The organism is Fusobacterium sp. IOR10 (assembly GCF_010367435.1).
Taxonomy (GTDB): domain Bacteria; phylum Fusobacteriota; class Fusobacteriia; order Fusobacteriales; family Fusobacteriaceae; genus Fusobacterium_B.
This window is the reverse complement of sequence record NZ_WJWY01000004.1, coordinates 77,569-96,287: the sequence shown is the minus strand read 5'-3', so window position 1 is coordinate 96,287 and position 18,719 is coordinate 77,569. Positions and strand designations below refer to the sequence as shown.

Below are 18,719 nucleotides of genomic sequence, written 5' to 3'. Positions count from 1 at the left end.
AGCTAAAGATTTTACTGTTTCTCCTTTCAACCTTCTTTCATAAATTTCTATTTTTTGTTTATTTGTTAATTTGGACATAAGAAATGCACCCTCCATCTTATTTGTCTAAGATTTTGGGTGCACTACACTTGAGGAGCTTTTTTTTATATGGTATAGTATAATTAATATTATATTTAAAATATAGGGAGGAGTTTTATGGAAGAAGATAAAATTTTCAAGGGAAAGTTATTTGATGCTAGAAAAAAAGAATTAAAAGATATAAAACACAAAGCACATAAACTTTGTCAAAAATTTAACTCTATGGATGAATATGATGAGAACAGACTAGAAATAATTAAAGAATTTATAGGCTCCATTGGGGAGAAATATTATTTTCAAGGACCTATTCAATTTAATTATGGAACTCATACCTATATAGGTGAGAATTTTTTTGCTAATTTTAATACTGTAATAATGGATGATGGAAAAATAACCATAGGAGATAATGTAATGTTTGGACCAAATGTTTCCTTAATGGCAACTAATCATCCCTTGATACCTGAAGAAAGAATTTTTATGAAATATGATGATGGGCATGTATCCATGAGTGAATATGCCAAGGGAATAACCATAGGAAACAATGTGTGGATTGCATGTAATGTAGTTGTTATAGATGGCGTACACATAGGAAATAATGTTGTTATTGGAGCAGGGAGTGTTGTAACTAAGGATATAGAAGATAATTATTTAGCTTATGGAAATCCTTGTAAATCCATTAGAAAAATAACGGAAAAAGATTCTAAAAAAGATTTATTATAATTTAGAGGAGAACTAATGGAAAAACTAATATATGAAATAGGAGAAACTGAAGAGGGAATATTTTTAGAAAGACCAAATAGATTTATTTGTAAAGTGAAATTAAAAGATAATAGTGAAGTTTTGGTTCATGTACATGATAGTGGAAGAATAAAAGAATTACTCTATGAAGGGAATACTGTAAATATAAGAAGAGCTAAAAATATAGAAAAGAGAAAAACACAGTGGGATTTAATATCTGCAAAAGCAGAAGATGGAGAGGATATTTTATTAAATTCTGCATTTCATAGATATATTTCAGAAAACATATTAAGGGATGAAGAAATTTCTCCCTTTGGAAAGATAGATTTTTTAAAGGCAGAAGTGAAAATAGGTCACAGCAGATTGGATTATTTATTAAAAAAAGATAATAAGGAAATTTGGCTTGAAATAAAAGGTGCCTCTTTAGTTGAAAATAAAAAAGTGATATTTCCAGATGCTCCCTCAATTAGGGCAACTAAGCATTTGGATACATTGGTAAATATATTAGAAACAAAGGGAAAAGATGTGAGAGCAAGTGTAATGTTTTTAGTATTTAGAGATTCTGATCTATTTACACCAAATTGGGAAACAGACAAAGTATTTTCAGAAGCATTTTACCAAGCTAAAAACAAAGGTGTTGAAATTTTTCTAATACAATTAAAATTAAAAAATGGTAATATATATTATACTGATAAAAAAATACATATACAAGAAATTGTGAAAGGAAAATAAAATATGAAAATTAAAAAGATTAAAGCAGTATTGTTTGACATGGACGGAACTTTAATGAATACACTAGATGATTTAACAGATAGTACTAATCACATATTAGAAATGAATAATCTCCCAAAGAGAACAAAGGATGAAATTAGAAGTTTTGTGGGACATGGAATTAAATGGACTATAGAAAAAGCTGTTCCAATAAAAACAAGTCAAGAAATTATAGAAAAATGTTATAAAGAAATGTTAGTTTACTACAAAGATCATTCAATGATAAAAACAGCTCCATATGAAGGGGTCAAAGAATTAATGGAAAAACTTCATAGGGAAGATTATAAAATTGCAATTATCACTAATAAAGCTGAAGATTCTGCTAAAATTATAACAGATAAATTTTTTGGTAATATTGTTGATTTTACAATTGGAGATAATGGGGAAACACCTCTTAAACCTTCACCAGATAATATACACAGAGCTTTAAAGAATTTAAATATAGCTAAAGAAGAGGCTGTTTATATAGGAGACTCAGAAGTGGATGTTTTAACAGGAAAGAATTCTAATATGGAAATGATAGGAGTTTTATGGGGATTTAGGGATAAGGAAGTTTTAATAAAACATGGAGCTAAGTTGTTTGCTAAAGATACTGTGGAGTTAGAAAAAGAAATAAAAAAATTAGGATAATAATAAAGGTGTTGGAATTCCAACACCTTTATTATTTATCTAGCTTTTTCAATGTGTTTTTTCATTGTAGCTTTGGAAGTTCCTCCAACTATAACATCAACTATATTTCCATCTCTACCAATTATAAAAGTAGTTGGGAAAGCAGTAATATTATAATTTTTAAAAACTTGTTCTTTTTCATCAGTTACTGATGGGAAGGAGTAGTTATTTTCATTTAAAAACTTTGTCATTTTTAAGTGCTCCTCGTTGTTAACACCAATAAAAATTACATCGTTTTTATTTTCTCCGTATTCTTTATATAATTCTTCAATATGGGGCATTTCATCTCTGCAAGGAGGGCACCAAGTTGCCCAAAAATTAAGGAATACGACCTTATTTTTATATAAAGATAAAGATTCAAAATTTCCATATTGATTTTTCAAATTAAAGTTTGATGCAAGGTCATTTTTCCCATTAGAATTTAAGTTTTTTTCATTTTCTATCTTAATATTTTGAGAGTAGTTTTCAATTTGAAAATTATTAGAATTTAAAAGTGAAAATAAACCAATTAGAATTATAAATACACCAATAACTTTGTTAGTATATTTAAATAATTTGTTATTTTTTCTAATTAAGCCCAATATATATGAAGAAAACAATCCTGTTATTAAAAATGGAATAATGAACCCAGCAGTATAGGCTGAAATTAAAAGAGCACCGTTATTAAAACTTTCTAAAGTTGAAATAGTTATTAAAATTGATGACAGTGCTGGGCCAATGCAAGGTGTCCAAGAAAAACTAAAAGTAAAACCAAAAATAAAGGCTATTAATGGATTCATTTTTTTTATTTTAAAGGGTATTTTTCTCTCTTTTTCTAAAAAATTAAATTTAAATACATTTAGTTGAAATAGTCCTAAAAATATAATAAATAAACTTCCAATTTTTACAATAATATCCTTATAATTGTTGAAAAAGTTTCCAAAAGTGGAAAAAGCAAATGCTAAAGAGAAAAAAGCAAAGGAGATTCCAATTGAGAAAAAAATTGTATTCATAATTATATTTTTTTTGTTTTTAAAATCATTAGTTCCTAGGTAACCAATATAAATTGGTAGTATAGGTAAAATACATGGGGAAAAAAATGAAAGGATCCCAGCTAAAAAAGCTATTATAAAAATCATAATTCCTCCTTATATTTTGTTAAAAAGAGTATCTAAAGTTTAGAAGAGGTAAAACAGGGACAAGTCCATCAGCAGCATAATTGATTAATCCTATTTGAACTCCATTGATATTTTTAGTTCCATTGACTAAACCTAATTGGAAAAATTTAACACTTTCTGAATAGTTAAAAAGACCAATTTGAGCTCCTGATTGTCCTTGAACATAATTTACAAGTCCAAGATTAAATCCAGAATCTTGTCCAATTTTATTAACTACTCCTACAGAGGCTCCGTATAAATTTCCTTTTACATTATTCCAAGTAGACCACGTAAATCCATTAACATCACCATCAACCATAAAGATATCAGGGAAAACATTTAAATGCCAACCGTTAAAATCTCCATTAATCTTTCTATAACCGATTAAAGATAAATCAAATCCAGAAACATTTTTATTTTCAGCTCCAAGAATATTAAAACTGAAAGAAGATATAGAATCTTCTTTAGTAGCTCCAAGCTGAACTCCAGGTAAAATTGAGAGTTGAGATGTCTTAGTAGATCCAAATGCTGTAGAACAGATAAATAGTCCTCCTAATAATAGTTTGTTTATTTTCATATATAATTCCTCCTTAAATATTTTATAAATTAACAATAGGAAATTCTAAAATTAATTTAAATAATTTGTTTTCATATTCTATGTAAACATTTCCTTTTAAAATTTTTACAATTTCTTTAACAATTGCAAGTCCAAGCCCAGAGGAATCGTTTCTTTCCTCTTTAGAAACATAAAGCCTTTCAAAAAGAAGATGAACTTTATTTTTTAAGTTTTCTTCAGTATCATTTTCAAAAATAATTTTAGCCATATTATTCTTCTTTATTATTTTTATAGTTATTTCACTATCTTTAGATTTGTATTTTCTAATATTACTGAATATGTTATCGAGTATTCTTTGAGTTTGCGGGATATCAAGATTTAAAAATATTTTTTTAGAATCAAAATTTATTTTTAAATCAGAAACTTCTTCAGTAATGTATTGGTTTAAAAATAATCCAATATTTATAATATTAAAATTTAATTTAAGATCGGTGTTGATAAGTTTGGAATAATAAAATAATTCATCGATTAAACTATTTAATCTATAGCTATTATTTAAAGCTACGCTTATATATTTTGTTTTTTCTTCATTGGTAAATTTATTTTCTAATGAAATTAAATTTAAATATCCTATAATAGAAGTTAAAGGAGTTCTTAAATCGTGAGACATATTTGTAATTAGTTTTCTTTGCTTTATTTCATTTTCTTTTTCATTTTCTAAAGTTTTTAAAATAAGTTCAGCAGCTTCATTGACTGTCTGACAAAGTTTTGTAAGTTCGTTTGAATATCTTAAAGGAATTCGATGTTCAAAGTTTCCATTTGAAATTTTATTTATATCTTGTTCAATTTCTTTTATATAATTAAGAGGTTTTTTTAAAACAAAAATCATCTCAATGATTAAAATTAAAAATAAGGTTGTTAAAATAATTATATCATAATATCCAAAAATATCTTGAATATTAGAAGGGAAAATATAAAGAGTTCCTTTTTCATTTTTAAACTGGATATGATATTTTTTAGTAAATAAATCAGCATATTCTAAATCTACTCCAGTAAAAAGTTCAAAACTGTTTAAATCAAAATTTTTAGAATTTAAGAATAATATTTTATAATTTTTAAGAGAGCTTAGTTCTTTAATATTCAAAGATTCACTGATGGTTAAATTATTTTTTTCTATTTTATTTTTTATAGAATTTATAATTTGATCTATTTCTTTTATATCTTTTTTTAATTGAATTTCTACGTGATGACTTACAATTATATTTTCCAGAGGCTCTGAAGCTACAAAAATTGAAAAATTTAGAATAAGAAAAAATAAAAAACGTGAAATTAAATATCCTTTTAAAGAATCATTTGTGATATAAGAAATTTTTTTAATCCACACGATATCCAACTCCCCAAACAGTTTTAATATATTTTGGATTTTTTCCATCGTCTTCTATTTTATCTCTTAGTTTTTTTATATGAACAGAAACAGTATTATCTACATTGATGATACAATTTTCATTCCAAACATATTCGTAGATCTGTTCAATACTATAAATTCTGCCTCTGTTAGTTAGAAGTAATTGAAGAATTCCAAATTCAGTTTTAGTTAATTTTAAAAGTTCCTTATTTTTTGTAACAACATGAGCCTTAGTATTTATACATAAATCACCAATTTCAATTATAGGCTGCTCTATATCTAATTTGGAATAATTAAAATACCTTCTAATATTAGCTTTAATTCTAAGAGAAAGATCTATTGGAGTAAAGGGTTTTATAATATAATCATCTCCACCAGACGAGAATCCTAAAATTTGATCAAATTCACCCATTTTTGCAGTTAGAAAAATTATAGGCATTGTATATTTTTTTCTTATTTTTTCGCAAGTATCAAAACCATTTAATTTAGACATCATGATATCCAAAATAATAAGAGCTATATCAGGATTCTTGTCTAATATTTCTAAAGCTTTTAAACCGTTATCTGCTTCTAATATTTCATATCCTTCGGAATTTAAATATATTTTAATCATATTTAAGATATCTTTATCATCGTCAACGATTAATAATTTCAAAAATAACACCTCCCTATTTATTAATTTAATTTTACAATGAAAGTATATATAAAGCAAAAAATTAATAAAAAATTAAGAAATAAAAAAGCTGAATTAAAAAAAATAAAAATGGAGAAATGATGAAAAAGAAATTAAGGTAGGAAGAATAGTTTATTATGAATTATCCTGAATTTAAAATAATAGCAGCTAATAATTCATCTAGAATAGTTAAGTTAATGTTAAAAAAATAATTGAAGATTAAAATTATTAATATTTTTAAATAATTTAGTGTATAATATAGAATGAAAAAAGGAGGAATATTATGAGGAATACAAGATGGATATATAAGGAAAAAAATAATGAATATATAAATGACAAGTATAGTAAAAATATTCTTTCCATTTTAGAAGAGAGAGGAGTTTTTGGAGAGGAGAATATTGAAAAATTTTTAAATCCACATTTAAAAGATTTAAGAGATCCATTTACTCTTAAAGATATGGAAGAAAGTATAAATATAATTTTAAAATTAAAAAAAGAAAATAAAAGAATTTGTATATATGGAGATTACGATGTTGATGGAGTTACTTCAACAACAATATTAGTTTTAGCTTTTAAAGAGCTGGGAATACAAGTGGATTATTATATTCCCCTTAGGGATGAAGGATATGGACTTAATAAAAAAGCTATAAAAGAAATTAAGGACAATGGAGCAGATTTAATTATAACAGTTGATTGTGGTATATCTTCCATTGAAGAAATAGAGTATGCAAATAAAATAGGAATGAATGTAATTATCACTGACCATCATGAAATTAATGGGGAATTACCAAGGGCTTTAGCTGTAATTAATTGTAAAAGAAAGGAAAATGAATTTTCTTTTGATAAATTAGCAGGGGTAGGCACTGCTTTTATGATGCTTTTAGCACTATATAGAAGATTAGATATGGAAGCATATGTATATAAGTATATTGATCTTGTTGCAATAGGAACAGTTGCAGATATTGTTCCCTTAGTTGAAGATAATAGAATAATTGTAAAAAATGGACTAAAAATTTTAGGTAAAACCAAATGGAATGGGTTGAAATTTTTATTGAGAAAACTTTATGAGAATAGTGGAACTAGAGAATACAATACCTATGATATTGGTTTTAGAATAGCTCCTATATTTAATGCAGCAGGAAGATTAGAAGATGCAAAAAAAAGTGTTGAGTTATTAATAAGTAACGATAATAAAGAATGTGATATTATTTCCTATGATTTATTAAATAAAAATAAGGAAAGGAAAGAAGTGCAAGAGAGTATTTTATCTAAAGTGGAATATGAAATAGAAAATAAAAAGCTTTATGAAAATAGCTCAATAGTAGTTGCACATGAAGACTTTCATAGTGGTGTTATTGGAATAGTTGCTTCAAAAATTGTTGACAAATATTATAAACCAACAGTAATATTAAACATAAAAAAAGAAGAGGGAATAGCTGTAGGTTCTTGTAGAAGTATAGAAGGTTTTAGTATTATTCAAGCTTTAAATTCAATGAAAGAATTATTTGTGAAATATGGTGGGCATGCTGGAGCAGCAGGACTTACAATAGAAATTTCTAAAATAAATATATTTAAAGAGAAATTAGATGCCCATGTTCATGAAAACTTAGGGGATAAATATTTATTAAAACCAATAAAAATAGATCAAAAAATAGGTGTTCACAAGATATCTTATGATTTTTTAGAGGAATTATCCCTATTGGAGCCTTTTGGATTTGGAAATTCCACACCTTTATTTTCCATTGAGAATTGTAGCTATTTAAATTTAAGAAAAATAGGAAAAGAGAAAAATCATTTAATGCTTAATTTAGTGAAAAATGACGTAGAAATAAAAAATTGCGTTTGGTTTGGTGCAGGGGACATGTATAATTTCATAGGAGAAAGTTATCTTTTAGATATAGCTTTTAAATTAAAAATGGAGAGATACAAAAATAGGTATCAATATAAAATATTTATTGAGGATGTTAAAAAATCAGTTGATAGTAATGAATATTTAAATATGGAGGCTATTAAAAATTTTGAAATATATGACACTAAATTTCCAATAAAGACAGTTTTTTATACAAGAAAAGAGATAGGTAGTAAACTTAATATAATTTATAGTGATGGAAAAGTTTATGTAACAGATAGAAAAGTTACTGTTGGAGAGTTAGATGAGGCAATTTCTTATATTTTAATAAAATCAAAGGAATATTTTGGATATAATTTTAAACTTTCATTGATTAAAATAGTTGGTACAGATGACAATTTTAATGTGTATGTGGAAATAGATAGAGATTATAATTTTGAAACCTATAAAATAAAAGATGGGGAAATATTTAAAGAAATAAAAAATTATTTAATAGGAGAACTAGAGTATAATTCTTTTCAAAAGAAAATATTAAAGGGAATATTTAAGGAAAAAGAAAATATTTTAGGAATTTATAAAAATAACAGAGGGATAGGGGTATTGATTAAAACAATATCTTTGTACTACAAAAGTATAGGAAAAAAAGCTCTATTAGTTACTAAAAATAATTTTTTTAAGAAAGAAAAAATAAAAAATTATATTGAAACTTCTGAAAAAATAGAAAATGGATATGATTTTTATATATTCTTAGATTATCAATTGAAAGAATATATTGATAAAAGCTTAGTTTTAAATAAAAAAAATATAAAAAATTGTGAATTTAAAACAATTGAGGATGATTTTGAAATACCTAAAAATATTAATTTTATTGAAGAACCTTTGTTGATTAACAAAGAAAATATTTGGTCTAAAAAATTATCTATAAATGAAAAATGTTCAACTTTAAAGAAAATAAAAAATGGGAAAGAAATATTTGCCACTGAAAATATAAAGGTTTTATTTTAAAAAATAAAATTGTTAAGTATAATTTAACAAAAAAATATTGATTTTATTCATAAAAAATGGTAGTTTAAGGGCGTATATTTAAAAGAATAAAAAATTTTACAAAAAAGGTTAAGGGGAGATTTTTATGAAAAGTGACACAGCCAGGAGAGCTGTAGGGAGTTATTTGAGGTCCCATATGGATCTTTATTTATTAGCAGCCATTGTTGGAATTTTATCAGGAGTGGTAGCAGTGGGATATAGAATATGTCTCGATTTTGTAAATGAGCATAGGGATGCTTACTTTACTTATGCTAGAAACAATATGAATTTTAAAATTATAGGGCTTCTTGTCCTATTTGCTATTGTAACTTCTTTAATTTTAGGATATATCATAGTGAAATATCCAATGGTAAAAGGGAGTGGAATACCTCAAGTAAAGGGAATAATAGCAAGACAAATGGATTTCAATTGGTGTAGAGAATTAGGAACTAAATTCCTTGGTGGGGTAGTAGCCATTGGAACAGGTATGTCAATGGGTAGAGAAGGTCCATCAGTTCAATTGGGAGCAGAAATAGGAAGAGGAATATTTGATATTTTCAAAAGAAAAGATTATGATAAAAAATATTTAGTTACATGTGGTGCAAGTGCTGGTTTAACAGCAGCTTTTGGAGCTCCCTTTGCAGGGGTAGTTTTTGCAATAGAAGAAATACATAAATTTATGTCACCTCTTCTAATAACTTGTATTTTAATAGCCTCTGTATGTGCAGAATTTGTAACTAAATTCTTTTTTGGTTTTGGAACAAGTTTTGATTTACAAAATGTAACAACTGTATATCAATTAAAATATTATTTTTTATTAGTGTTATTTGCTCTAATAGTAACAATATTAGGAAAATTATTTTCTGATGGAATTGTTTATTTTCAAAAATTATATTCAAAAATAAAAATACCTCCAATGATTAGACCTATAATTGTTGTAATCACAAGTATTTTTTTAGGATTATTTTTTATGGATGTAACTTCAGGAGGGCATGGATTAGCAGAGAGAATAATTAATGAACCATTTGCTTACAAAACATTAATAATTTTATTTGTTTTAAAATTTGTCTTTACATTAATGTGTTATGGTTCAGGTGCTCCAGGAGGTATATTCTTACCAATATTAGTATTAGGAGCTTTAGTTGGGAAAGTTTATGGAATGATTGTTATAAATTATTTCCCTGGATTAACAGCAGGATATGAAGTTTATTTTGTTATTTTAGGAATGGCAGCTTTTTTAACAGCTGTTGTAAAATCACCTTTAACAGGAACAATACTAATTCTAGAAATGACAGGATCATTTGCTCATTTTTTCCCTTTAGTAGTAACTTGTATGGCAACATTTTTAATTTCAGAATTATTACAAATGAAACCAATATATGATACATTACTTTTAAATATGTTACCTAAGACTAAATTTCAAGAGAGACGTTGCAAAAAGAAAGTAATTACAAGAATTGCAGTTGGTCCAGATACAAGATTTGACAACAGATGTATAAAGGATATTAAGTGGCCAGATGGATGCCTAGTTGTTGCATTGGAAAGAGCAGATGAGGAAATTATTCCAAATGGAAATGACAAGGTGCAAAGTGGTGATATAATAGTTATTTTAACAGATGAAGGAACAGCAAATAATATGACTTTGAAACTTATGGAAATGGGAGAAAAAATCATTATAGGTGGAGAAAATTAAGATTTAATATAAAATAAATTTGACAAAATAATAAAATTCCAGTATAACTATTCTAAATAATTATACTGGAATTTTTTATTGGGAGGTTTTATATGAATGAAAAAAGATTGGTTGAAACATTTTTGAAATATGTAACAATTGATAGTGAAAGTTACTCAGAAAAGGAATTTGCAATGGTGTTAGCAAATGATTTTAAAAAATTAGGATGTGATATTTCTTTTGATAATGCTGGGGAAAAAATTGGAGGAGATATAGGAAATTTATACTGTACTTTAAAAGGAAATGAATCGAAAGAACCAATATTGTTTTCAGCTCATATGGACACAGTGAAACCAGGAAAAGGAATAAAACCTATAATAGATAATGGAATAATAAAATCTTCAGGAGATACAATACTAGGTGCAGATGACAAAGCTGGAGTAAGTATTATAATTGAATTACTTAGAACTATTAAAGAAGAAGAAATAGATTTTCCAACAATAGAGGTTGTATTTACAGTTGCAGAGGAAATGGGTTTAAAAGGAGCTTTAAATCTAGATTATTCTAGAATAAAATCTAAAAGTGGGATAATATTAGATGATGGTGGAGAGGCTGGAAAAATTATATATTCTGCTCCTGGACATGTTGTTTTAGAGGGAGTTTTTACAGGGAAAAGTTCCCATGCTGGAGCTGATCCAGAATCAGGAAAAAGTTCAATTAGAATGGCTTGTGAAGCTATTTCTCAAATGAAACTTCAAAGAATAGATGAGGAAACTACAGCTAATATTTCTGGAATTTATTCAGATTATGCAACTAATATTGTTCCTGAAAAAACTAAGATATTAGGTGAAGTTAGAAGCAGAGACCAGGAAAAATTAAAAAATCAAATGGATCATATGATGGAATGCATTAAAAATTCATGTGAAAAATATAATGGAGAATTTCAAGGTGGCTTTCAAGAAACTTATAAGGGTTATAAATATGAAACAAATGGATTATTTATAAAAAAATTGAAAGAAGCTTGTGAAAATGTAGGTGTGTCTCCTAAATTATGTGTTTCAGGTGGAGGAAGTGACGCAAATATTATAAGTAGCAAGGGAATTAAAGTTATTAATTTTTCTTGTGGAATGGAAAAAGTACATGGATTAGAAGAACAAGTTTCCATTAATGAATTAAAAAAAGTTGTAAATATTTTAGTGGAATTTGTAAAAATAAATTAGAGGGATTTCAATAAAATTAGAAAAATATTGACAAAAGGAAAGATATGATGTATCATGTTCCTAACAATTAATAAAAAGGAGAAGATTATGTTAATAACAACATTTAATTTAGACATTATACATCATCACTATAGGTAGAGAGTTTGTAAATGACAGTGTCATGAATACAGACTCATATTTAAATGCAAATTTTGAGTCTGTATCTATGGTGGAATTAAATCTTAACATTTTCTTTTTGAAGGAAAGCCACTTGGATATATTCTAAGTGGCTTTTTATTTTATAAGAGTTAATGAAATTTTAAAGGGGGATTATATTATGAAAAAGATATTAGCAATTATTATTATGGTTTTAGGAATTGGAACACTGAGTTTTGGAGCAGATAAATCTTTAATTAAAATTCAAAAAGCAGGAAAGATGATCGTAGGATTAGACGCTACATTTGCACCAATGGGATTTAGAGATGAAAAAGGTGAAATTGTAGGTTTTGATATTGATTTAGCAAATGAAGTTGCAAAGAGATTAGGAATTAAAGCTGAATTTAAACCTCTGGAATGGGATGGAATAATTTTTGATTTAAAAAGCAGAAAAATAGATATGGTATGGAATGGAATGACAATAACTGAGGGAAGAAAAAAACAAATTACTTTCTCAGATGAATATTTTCAAGATGGACAAATAATATTTTCGAAAAAAGATAATAAAGTAAATAAAGTTCAAGAACTTAAAGGGAAAATAGTAGGGGTACAATTAGGAGGATCTGGAGATTTTGCACTTCAAAAAAGTGAAGTGTTCCCAAGTATAAAAGCAGTTAAAAAATATGCAACAAATGTTGAAGCTCTAATGGATTTAGAAGCTGGAAGAATAGATGCAGTTGTTGTAGATGCTGTAGCTGGAAAGTATTACAACTCTAAAAAGAATGGTTTAACTTATTCTTCTGAATCTTTAACAAAAGAGTATTATGGAGTTGGAATGAGAAATGAAGATAAGGCTTTTAGAGAAGCTATTAATAATAAGCTATCTGAAATGAAAGCTGATGGAACATTTAAAGTAATTTATGAAAAATGGTTTGGAAAAGAGGAGAAATAATTATGCAAAACGATATTTTATTCATACTAAAAGGTATGGGGCTAACTATTAACCTATACATAATGACAATGATATTTTCACTTCCACTAGGGATACTTTTTTCCCTAGGGAGGTTGAAAAATAAAGGACTAATCAATAATATAATAGTAGCCTATACATCTATTTTTAGAGGAACACCATTATTATTACAATTGTTCTTTGTCTATTATGGACTTCCAATAGTTGGAATTACTTTATCAGCTTTCACAGCAGCTACTCTTACTTTTGTAATAAACTATGCAGCATATTATTGTGAAATCTTTAGAGGAAGTATATTGGGAATAGATGAAGGCCAATATGAAGCAGCTAAGGTTTTAGGACTTAGTTACTGGCAAACTATGATTAGAATAATTATTCCTCAATCTTTAATCACAGCTTTACCTCCATTATCAAATGAAGCAATAGCATTGGTTAAGGATACCTCTTTAGTTTCAGCAATAGGAATGGCAGAAATACTTAGAAATTCTAGAGAACTAGTAACAAGAGACTTTTCAATAATACCCTTTGCAATTTGTGGAGTTCTATATTTTCTAATGTCAGTAATCATAATTTGGTTTTTCAAAAAATTAGAAGAAAAGGTGATGATATAATGAGTTATATTGAAATAAGAAATCTACAAAAAAAATATAATGAAGATGAGGTTTTGAAAGGAATAAATTTAGATATAGAAAAGGGTGAAGTTATTTCAATAATTGGTTCTTCAGGTGGAGGAAAGTCAACATTTTTAAGATGTCTTATAGGTCTTGAGGAAATTAATGGTGGTGAAATAAAAATTCCTGATAGAAAAAAAATGGGAATGGTATTTCAATCCTTTAATCTTTTTCCTCATAAAACAGTGGCTCATAATATAATGGAGTCCCTTATAGTTGTGGATAAAATGGATAAAAAAGTTGCAAAGGAAATAGCTTTAGAATTATTAGATAGAGTAGGTCTTAAGGATAAAGCTAATGTATATCCAAAAACTTTATCTGGTGGACAAAAACAAAGAGTTGCCATAGCTAGAGCTTTAGCAAGAAATCCAGAAGTATTATTATTTGATGAACCAACATCAGCTTTGGATCCAGAAATGGTAAAAGAAGTACTGAGTGTTATTGAAAAATTGAGAGAAGAAAGCAATATTACAATGGTTATAGTTAGTCATGAAATGAACTTTGTAAATAATGTATCAGATAGAGTTGTGGTTTTTGGTGGAGGATATATTCAAGAAATTAGAGAGAACAGAGGAGGGAAAAAATGAAAAAATTAATAATGGTGATGTTACTAATTCTAGGAATTTCAGTAGTGAGTTTTTCCAAGGATAATTCTTTAGAAAGAGTTAAGGAAAATGGAAAATTTATAGTTGGACTAGATGATACATTTGCCCCAATGGGATTTAGAGATGATAAAGGTGAAATTGTTGGTTTTGATATTGATTTAGCAAAGGAAACAGCTAAAAGAATGGGTGTTAAATTAGAATTAAAACCTTGTGAATGGGATGGAATTTTATTTGAACTTAAAAGTGGTAAAATAGATATGGTATGGAGCGGAATGTCAATAACTCCAGCAAGAGAAAAGCAAGCTTCTTTTTCTAAACCATATTACCAAGGTGGACAAGTAATTTTTTCAAAGAAAGATAATAAAATTTCTAAAATAGACGAACTAGCTGGTAAAATAGTAGGATTACAACTTGGAAGTACAGGGGACTTTGCACTTCAAGAAACTGCAGTTTTTCCTAGAATCAAAAAAGTTAAAAAATATGGAACATTAATTGAATCTCTTATGGATTTAGAAGCAGGAAGATTAGATGCAGTTGTTGCAGCTTCTTCAGCAGGAGGATATTATAATTCTAAAAACAAAACATTGGCAATGTCTAGTGAAAGTATTTTAGAAGGAGATGCTTCAGGAATAGCTTTTAGAAAAGAAGATAATTCCCTTAGAGAAGAAATAGATAAAATAATTGATGAAATGAAATTAGATGGAACTTATAAAAAAATATATGTTAAATGGTTCGGAGAATAATTGTTAAATATTTAATAAAAAATAAAAGCATTATGATATAATTATATATATTGTAATGCTTTTATTTTTAATTTAATTATACAAGGAGGATGTATGGATAAAAAAAATAATCTTTGGGCTTGGATATTGGGAATATGTATAATTATTGGATTTTCATCTTTAGGATATTTAGGAGGAAAATCAGCAGTTAAAATAAAGGAATATGAAAGAGTGGTTACAGTTAAAGGTTTATCAGAAAAGGATTTTTTAGCTGATACAGTGTTAATGCCAATAGAATACATAACTAATTCAAATGATTTAGAAAGTCTATATGATTCATTGAAAGAATCAGAGAGTAAAGTTAGAAATTTTTTAATAAACAAAGGAATAGATGATAAGGAAATTTCAGTTTCAAATATAGAAATAGAAGATAGAAGTAGATATTCAAATGGAGAAAAGCTAGATTTTATATATTTAGGAACTCAAAAAATAACAGTATATACTAAAAAAGTAGAAAAAATAAATAATATAAAAAAAGAACTACAAGAGTTATTAAAAGAAGGAGTTTATTTAAGTGGAAATCAATATACTAGTCACATAGAATTAGTAGCTAAGTTTACATTGAATAAACCAGAAGTTAAGTAGTAAAAATAGATTAAATATGTAGGAATGTCTACGGTATGCCAACATTTTTTGAAATGTTGGCATATTTTTTATTATATAATTAATCCTTTGTTAATTTTTCAAAGAGATCTCTAGCTTCAAAACTCATTTTATCTGTTTCATGTGTATATGTATCTAAAGTAGTTTGAATTTTTGCATGTCCTAATCTTTTTTGAACAGCTTTTATATTAGCACCAGCTTCAATTAATAAAGTTGCATGGGTATGTCTCAAGCTATGAAAATTAAAAGGAATTCCTAATTCAAAGTTAATTACTTTTGTGGGATATTTAAAAGTATTTGATGTCATAAGAACTCCAGCTTCGTTTCTACATATAAAATCAATTTTAGGTAATAATATATGTTCAGCAGCTTCTTTTTCAGCTTTAATTAATATCTTAACATTTTCATTAATTATTTTTTTTTCTTTTAAAAAGTAATAATTGTAATATTCATTATATTCTTCTTCATTTTCTTTTTGTTCTTTTTTTTCTTGTAATAATATTTTTTTTAAAATATTCCCAAAATAAATAGTTCTTACAGAACTTTTTGTTTTAGGGGTACCAATGCACCAAACCTTTCCTCTATTATAAAGTTGTTTTGTTATGGAAATAGTATTTTTATCAAAATCAATATCATTCCAAGTAAGAGCAGTAACTTCTCCAATTCTACATCCTGTATAAAAACCTATAGCAATCATTATATGAGTTTTATTTGGATTTTTAAATCTTTCCATTATTTTTTTAAAATCATTTAAGTTAATTAATTTTGTATATCTATTTTTAGTAGTCTCTAATTTAGGAATTTTAATAGAAGAAACCGGATTATATTTTAATAAATTAGCCGTATTACATGCATATTTTAAAGATCCACTAACAATTGTTATTAAATTAACAATCATAGATTTGCTATATCCCTGTCCACTCTTTTTATTTATAAAAGTTTGAACAGCAAGAGTATTTAAATCTTTTAATTTATAATAACCTAGTTCAAGTTTTACCGCTTTAATAAGATTTAAATAAGATATTTGTGTATTATATTTACAATTTAATTCAACATAATTTTTGTACCAATAATCCAAATAATCACCAAATGAGATTTTATTAGGAGAAATATTTTCATTATTGCTATATTCAGAAAGAGCTTTAGCTAAAGCTCTTTCTGCCTCTTTTTTTGTTTTACCTCCTACTCTTTCAATTCTTTTTCTTTTTCCATCTACAACTGCTGCTTCAAAAGAATAATACCATTTATCCCCTCTTTTTCTAGTACTCATAGTTGCCTCCTTAGACTACTTTCACATCAAAAGGATCAGAAAGATCTAATCCTTCGCTTTCATTGATAAATCTTTCTAATTCTTCTTTTCTTATTTTTAAACTTCCTAATTTTAGAACTTTCAATTGCTTGCTTTCAATTAATTTATAAACATAATTCCTGTTAGTTTTTAAAAGTCTAGAAGCTTCTGTTACTGTAAATAATAAATTTGTCATGATTTTACCTCCATTTTAATATATATGTTATTGTTTTTATTAAATAAAAAGGGCTATTACATTATTTCTTATCAAACAAAGGCATTCTTTTTTTTTAATAAGAAAGAGATTCTTTTTCTTCTTGCATGATATCTGAAACTCTAATATATAGGATTACTTTATTTTTCTTCATGAGCCTATACTTCTAATTGTCTTAAATATAATTCTAGCACTCTTTTATTTTGTTCTAATATTTCTTTTGCTTCTATTTTTTTTATTTTAATTGTCATGTTTGTACCTCCATATTATTATGCTATAATTAGAATGATTAGGATCTCAAACTTAATCATTCCTTAGAAGAGTAGTTCCTAGCTACTCTTCTTTTATTACTTTAAATACTTTAAATTTAATTTTCCTTTTTTAGAATCAATAGAATTGACCTTGAACGGAAAGAAAACATCTTTTCGATCAAAACTACTGCTACCTGGTATAAGTTTAAGCTTTACATTCTCAAACTTATTGATTGCTGCTCTGCCTATTTCATTTTCTATAATTTTCAACATTGGTTCAGGATCTATACCGAAGCCTTTCATTTTTAAATTCTTTGAAGTCTTTAGATATTTAATGAAATCTAAGATGAAATCTTTTTGATTAGTAATACTAATAAACATTTATTTCACTCCTTGTTCTACAATATTTTTTATTTTCAAATAGCTTTCAAATAATTTAAATACAGAATCTGTATCTTTAAAAGAAGCTGGACTCCAGTAAGCCTTCTTGTCATCATTATCATAAGTTTGATACAAAGAAATATTTTTGTTGCTTCTAATGGCATTAATACAAGTTCCTATAGTAAAACTTTCTTTATCTCCTGAACAAGAAGAACCTTCAAACTTCTCTATAGTTCTTCTAACAAAATCATCTAATTGTCCAGTTATGATATATTTGTACAGCCACGATTTATTGCTTTGTGGGACTTCTAATACTTCTTCACATATTTCTATCAAATGTGTTATTTTCTTTTGGACATTCCAAATATAACTTTTTTCAGAAATGTTACTATTTTTTTTCATGTTTTTTAATAATTTTATTTCTTCACTATTTTTTCTTAAAAAATTCTTTCTAATGCTGCTTGAGAAAGTTTCCATACATTCTTTCAATTCCTTTTTTATTTCTTCATGTTTTTCCATTATATTTTTACTCCTTCTAACTTGATTGCAAAAACTTTTACAGGTTTATCTCCAAACTCTTTGTGCTTAATTGTTTCTATTTCATATCCCTGATACTTAAATTTGATGATTTTTTCTGTCTCAATATTTTTAGGGTATCCTAATTTTATAATTACATTATCTATCCAATCAACAAACCATATTTTTTTCTTCCAATAATCATTAAACAATCTGTATTCATATTTCTTTTTACCACTTTTTACTTCGTCAAAATATTCTTTTCTAACATTTAAAATTAAATTATATTCTTGCTCTTCAAAATATTTTTTAAAACGATCTTCTGTAATTTCTATCCACCTGCTGTTTTTACCACCCAAATGAATTTTTTGTATTCCATACATCCAATCTCTATGTTTTACCCATTTGGTTTCTTTAGATATCTTTAAATATTTATCGACAATGCAGCCATCATTATCTATTTTATTGATATGAAATTCATTTTTGCATACATATATCACTTTATTTCACATC

General features: G+C 26.4%; 20 protein-coding genes. 11 read left to right on the top strand and 9 right to left on the bottom strand.

From position 1 onward, the window contains the following. Window positions 1–195: 195 nt before the first annotated feature. Genes GIL12_RS10160 through GIL12_RS01905 form a run of 3 tightly spaced genes read left to right on the top strand, consistent with a single transcriptional unit; the run spans window position 196 to window position 2,217 of the window. Window positions 196–798, top strand: a complete 603-nt coding sequence (locus GIL12_RS10160; protein WP_163468561.1) for a sugar O-acetyltransferase — start codon at window positions 196–198, stop codon at window positions 796–798. A 15-nt stretch (window positions 799–813) separates the two neighbouring features. Then, window positions 814–1,548, top strand: a complete 735-nt coding sequence (gene sfsA / locus GIL12_RS01910) for a DNA/RNA nuclease SfsA (protein WP_163468559.1) — start codon at window positions 814–816, stop codon at window positions 1,546–1,548. Between the two features lie 3 nt (window positions 1,549–1,551). Beyond that, window positions 1,552–2,217: an HAD family hydrolase gene (locus tag GIL12_RS01905; RefSeq protein ID WP_163468557.1), complete on the top strand. Its 666-nt coding sequence runs from the start codon at window positions 1,552–1,554 to the stop codon at window positions 2,215–2,217. Between the two features lie 35 nt (window positions 2,218–2,252). Here GIL12_RS01905 and GIL12_RS01900 read toward each other — a convergent pair whose 3' ends face one another. Genes GIL12_RS01900 through GIL12_RS01885 form a run of 4 tightly spaced genes read right to left on the bottom strand, consistent with a single transcriptional unit; the run spans window position 2,253 to window position 6,008 of the window. Then, window positions 2,253–3,374, bottom strand: coding sequence for a cytochrome c biogenesis protein/redoxin (locus GIL12_RS01900; RefSeq protein ID WP_163468555.1), 1,122 nt, complete (start codon window positions 3,372–3,374; stop codon window positions 2,253–2,255). Window positions 3,375–3,393: 19 nt separating this feature from the next. Then, entirely contained in the window at window positions 3,394–3,969 is a 576-nt protein-coding gene (locus GIL12_RS01895; protein WP_163468553.1) for an LA_2272 family surface repeat-containing protein, read from the bottom strand. 22 nt (window positions 3,970–3,991) lie between these two features. Continuing rightward, on the bottom strand, window positions 3,992–5,332 hold the full coding sequence (locus GIL12_RS01890) for a HAMP domain-containing sensor histidine kinase (protein ID WP_163468551.1): 1,341 nt from the start codon (window positions 5,330–5,332) through the stop codon (window positions 3,992–3,994). Then, entirely contained in the window at window positions 5,322–6,008 is a 687-nt protein-coding gene (locus GIL12_RS01885; RefSeq protein WP_203522477.1) for a response regulator transcription factor, read from the bottom strand. Before GIL12_RS01885 ends, GIL12_RS01890 begins: the two co-directional genes overlap by 11 nt. Window positions 6,009–6,309: 301 nt before the next feature. On the opposite strand from GIL12_RS01885, the gene recJ reads away from it, so the two are divergent. The 8 genes from recJ (at window position 6,310) to GIL12_RS01845 (ending at window position 15,538) form a co-directional block, all read left to right on the top strand. Beyond that, the gene (recJ, locus tag GIL12_RS01880) at window positions 6,310–8,880 is read left to right on the top strand and encodes a single-stranded-DNA-specific exonuclease RecJ (RefSeq protein ID WP_163468547.1); all 2,571 of its coding nucleotides are present in this window, start codon (window positions 6,310–6,312) and stop codon (window positions 8,878–8,880) included. 124 nt (window positions 8,881–9,004) lie between these two features. After that, window positions 9,005–10,591 (top strand): ClC family H(+)/Cl(-) exchange transporter, encoded by a 1,587-nt coding sequence (locus GIL12_RS01875; RefSeq protein ID WP_163468545.1) that lies wholly within the window; start codon window positions 9,005–9,007, stop codon window positions 10,589–10,591. A gap of 92 nt (window positions 10,592–10,683) precedes the next feature. Beyond that, on the top strand, window positions 10,684–11,790 hold the full coding sequence (locus tag GIL12_RS01870) for a M20/M25/M40 family metallo-hydrolase (protein WP_163468543.1): 1,107 nt from the start codon (window positions 10,684–10,686) through the stop codon (window positions 11,788–11,790). 316 nt (window positions 11,791–12,106) lie between these two features. Next, window positions 12,107–12,877 (top strand): amino acid ABC transporter substrate-binding protein, encoded by a 771-nt coding sequence (locus GIL12_RS01865; protein ID WP_163468541.1) that lies wholly within the window; start codon window positions 12,107–12,109, stop codon window positions 12,875–12,877. A 2-nt stretch (window positions 12,878–12,879) separates the two neighbouring features. After that, complete coding sequence (locus GIL12_RS01860) at window positions 12,880–13,506, top strand: amino acid ABC transporter permease (RefSeq protein ID WP_163468539.1); 627 nt, start codon at window positions 12,880–12,882, stop codon at window positions 13,504–13,506. After that, a complete protein-coding gene (locus GIL12_RS01855) occupies window positions 13,506–14,153 on the top strand; it encodes an amino acid ABC transporter ATP-binding protein (protein WP_163468537.1) in 648 nt (215 codons plus the stop codon). The genes GIL12_RS01860 and GIL12_RS01855 overlap by 1 nt, the downstream gene beginning before the upstream one ends. Then, a complete protein-coding gene (locus GIL12_RS01850) occupies window positions 14,150–14,914 on the top strand; it encodes an amino acid ABC transporter substrate-binding protein (protein WP_163468535.1) in 765 nt (254 codons plus the stop codon). Before GIL12_RS01855 ends, GIL12_RS01850 begins: the two co-directional genes overlap by 4 nt. 93 nt (window positions 14,915–15,007) lie before the next feature. Beyond that, the gene (locus GIL12_RS01845) at window positions 15,008–15,538 is read left to right on the top strand and encodes an SIMPL domain-containing protein (RefSeq protein ID WP_163468533.1); all 531 of its coding nucleotides are present in this window, start codon (window positions 15,008–15,010) and stop codon (window positions 15,536–15,538) included. A 79-nt stretch (window positions 15,539–15,617) separates the two neighbouring features. On the opposite strand, the gene GIL12_RS01840 is transcribed toward GIL12_RS01845, so the two are convergent. From GIL12_RS01840 to GIL12_RS01820, 5 genes are all read right to left on the bottom strand, one after another. Next, the gene (locus GIL12_RS01840; RefSeq protein ID WP_163468531.1) at window positions 15,618–16,826 is read right to left on the bottom strand and encodes a tyrosine-type recombinase/integrase; all 1,209 of its coding nucleotides are present in this window, start codon (window positions 16,824–16,826) and stop codon (window positions 15,618–15,620) included. 10 nt (window positions 16,827–16,836) lie between these two features. Further along, window positions 16,837–17,040, bottom strand: coding sequence for a helix-turn-helix domain-containing protein (locus GIL12_RS01835; RefSeq protein ID WP_163468529.1), 204 nt, complete (start codon window positions 17,038–17,040; stop codon window positions 16,837–16,839). 365 nt (window positions 17,041–17,405) lie between these two features. Beyond that, a complete protein-coding gene (locus tag GIL12_RS01830; protein ID WP_163468527.1) occupies window positions 17,406–17,690 on the bottom strand; it encodes a hypothetical protein in 285 nt (94 codons plus the stop codon). After that, window positions 17,691–18,209, bottom strand: coding sequence for a hypothetical protein (locus GIL12_RS01825; protein ID WP_163468525.1), 519 nt, complete (start codon window positions 18,207–18,209; stop codon window positions 17,691–17,693). Then, complete coding sequence (locus GIL12_RS01820; RefSeq protein WP_239056031.1) at window positions 18,209–18,706, bottom strand: hypothetical protein; 498 nt, start codon at window positions 18,704–18,706, stop codon at window positions 18,209–18,211. The genes GIL12_RS01825 and GIL12_RS01820 overlap by 1 nt, the downstream gene beginning before the upstream one ends. Window positions 18,707–18,719: the final 13 nt, after the last annotated feature.